This window comes from Pseudomonas sp. IPO3774, assembly GCF_013386835.1.
GTDB lineage: Bacteria > Pseudomonadota > Gammaproteobacteria > Pseudomonadales > Pseudomonadaceae > Aquipseudomonas.
The window spans coordinates 222-3,322 of record NZ_JACAQY010000022.1 but is presented as its reverse complement, the minus strand read 5'-3'; the positions used below and the strand labels follow the sequence as shown (position 1 = coordinate 3,322).

Sequence of the window (3,101 nt, the reverse complement as noted above, 5' to 3'; positions counted from 1 at the left end):
TTGATTTCTAGTCTTTGATTAGATCGTTCTTTAAAAATTTGGGTATGTGATAGAAAGATAGACTGAACGTTACTTTCACTGGTAACGGATCAGGCTAAGGTAAAATTTGTAAGTAATTGCGAATTTTCGGCGAATGTCGTCTTCACAGTATAACCAGATTGCTTGGGGTTATATGGTCAAGTGAAGAAGCGCATACGGTGGATGCCTTGGCAGTCAGAGGCGATGAAAGACGTGGTAGCCTGCGAAAAGCTTCGGGGAGTCGGCAAACAGACTTTGATCCGGAGATGTCTGAATGGGGGAACCCAGCCATCATAAGATGGTTACCTTACACTGAATACATAGGTGTATGGAGCGAACCAGGGGAACTGAAACATCTAAGTACCCTGAGGAAAAGAAATCAACCGAGATTCCCTTAGTAGTGGCGAGCGAACGGGGACTAGCCCTTAAGTGGCTTTGAGATTAGCGGAACGCTCTGGAAAGTGCGGCCATAGTGGGTGATAGCCCTGTACGCGAAAATCTCTTAGTCATGAAATCGAGTAGGACGGAGCACGAGAAACTTTGTCTGAATATGGGGGGACCATCCTCCAAGGCTAAATACTACTGACTGACCGATAGTGAACTAGTACCGTGAGGGAAAGGCGAAAAGAACCCCGGAGAGGGGAGTGAAATAGATCCTGAAACCGTATGCGTACAAGCAGTGGGAGCAGACTTTGTTCTGTGACTGCGTACCTTTTGTATAATGGGTCAGCGACTTATTTTCAGTGGCGAGCTTAACCGAATAGGGGAGGCGTAGCGAAAGCGAGTCTTAATAGGGCGTCTAGTCGCTGGGAATAGACCCGAAACCGGGCGATCTATCCATGGGCAGGTTGAAGGTTGGGTAACACTAACTGGAGGACCGAACCGACTACCGTTGAAAAGTTAGCGGATGACCTGTGGATCGGAGTGAAAGGCTAATCAAGCTCGGAGATAGCTGGTTCTCCTCGAAAGCTATTTAGGTAGCGCCTCATGTATCACTGTAGGGGGTAGAGCACTGTTTCGGCTAGGGGGTCATCCCGACTTACCAAACCGATGCAAACTCCGAATACCTACAAGTGCCGAGCATGGGAGACACACGGCGGGTGCTAACGTCCGTCGTGAAAAGGGAAACAACCCAGACCGTCAGCTAAGGTCCCAAAGTTATGGTTAAGTGGGAAACGATGTGGGAAGGCTTAGACAGCTAGGAGGTTGGCTTAGAAGCAGCCACCCTTTAAAGAAAGCGTAATAGCTCACTAGTCGAGTCGGCCTGCGCGGAAGATGTAACGGGGCTCAAACCATACACCGAAGCTACGGGTATCACCTTCGGGTGATGCGGTAGAGGAGCGTTCTGTAAGCCTGTGAAGGTGAGTTGAGAAGCTTGCTGGAGGTATCAGAAGTGCGAATGCTGACATGAGTAACGATAATGGGTGTGAAAAACACCCACGCCGAAAGACCAAGGTTTCCTGCGCAACGTTAATCGACGCAGGGTTAGTCGGTCCCTAAGGCGAGGCTGAAAAGCGTAGTCGATGGAAAACAGGTTAATATTCCTGTACTTCTGGTTATTGCGATGGAGGGACGGAGAAGGCTAGGCCAGCTTGGCGTTGGTTGTCCAAGTTTAAGGTGGTAGGCTGGAATCTTAGGTAAATCCGGGATTCTAAGGCCGAGAGCTGATGACGAGTTATCTTTTAGATGACGAAGTGGTTGATGCCATGCTTCCAAGAAAAGCTTCTAAGCTTCAGGTAACCAGGAACCGTACCCCAAACCGACACAGGTGGTTGGGTAGAGAATACCAAGGCGCTTGAGAGAACTCGGGTGAAGGAACTAGGCAAAATGGCACCGTAACTTCGGGAGAAGGTGCGCCGGTGAGGGTGAAGGACTTGCTCCGTAAGCTCATGCCGGTCGAAGATACCAGGCCGCTGCGACTGTTTATTAAAAACACAGCACTCTGCAAACACGAAAGTGGACGTATAGGGTGTGACGCCTGCCCGGTGCCGGAAGGTTAATTGATGGGGTTAGCTAACGCGAAGCTCTTGATCGAAGCCCCGGTAAACGGCGGCCGTAACTATAACGGTCCTAAGGTAGCGAAATTCCTTGTCGGGTAAGTTCCGACCTGCACGAATGGCGTAACGATGGCGGCGCTGTCTCCACCCGAGACTCAGTGAAATTGAAATCGCTGTGAAGATGCAGTGTATCCGCGGCTAGACGGAAAGACCCCGTGAACCTTTACTATAGCTTTGCACTGGACTTTGAATTTGCTTGTGTAGGATAGGTGGGAGGCTTTGAAGCGTGGACGCCAGTTCGCGTGGAGCCAACCTTGAAATACCACCCTGGCAACTTTGAGGTTCTAACTCAGGTCCGTTATCCGGATCGAGGACAGTGTATGGTGGGTAGTTTGACTGGGGCGGTCTCCTCCTAAAGAGTAACGGAGGAGTACGAAGGTGCGCTCAGACCGGTCGGAAATCGGTCGTAGAGTATAAAGGCAAAAGCGCGCTTGACTGCGAGACAGACACGTCGAGCAGGTACGAAAGTAGGTCTTAGTGATCCGGTGGTTCTGTATGGAAGGGCCATCGCTCAACGGATAAAAGGTACTCCGGGGATAACAGGCTGATACCGCCCAAGAGTTCATATCGACGGCGGTGTTTGGCACCTCGATGTCGGCTCATCACATCCTGGGGCTGAAGCCGGTCCCAAGGGTATGGCTGTTCGCCATTTAAAGTGGTACGCGAGCTGGGTTTAGAACGTCGTGAGACAGTTCGGTCCCTATCTGCCGTGGACGTTTGAGATTTGAGAGGGGCTGCTCCTAGTACGAGAGGACCGGAGTGGACGAACCTCTGGTGTTCCGGTTGTCACGCCAGTGGCATTGCCGGGTAGCTATGTTCGGAATAGATAACCGCTGAAAGCATCTAAGCGGGAAACTAGCCTCAAGATGAGATCTCACTGGAACCTTGAGTTCCCTGAAGGGCCGTCGAAGACTACGACGTTGATAGGTTGGGTGTGTAAGCGCTGTGAGGCGTTGAGCTAACCAATACTAATTGCCCGTGAGGCTTGACCATATAACACCCAAGCAATTTGCGTCGAAGAGACCA

Annotated in this window: 1 rRNA gene; it reads left to right on the top strand. The window is 50.9% G+C overall.

Features of this window, described 5'->3' with window-relative positions:
• Positions 1 to 174 precede the first annotated feature (174 nt).
• A 23S ribosomal RNA gene (locus HYE77_RS15175) occupies positions 175 to 3,068 on the top strand.
• The last annotated feature ends 33 nt before the right edge of the window (positions 3,069 to 3,101 follow it).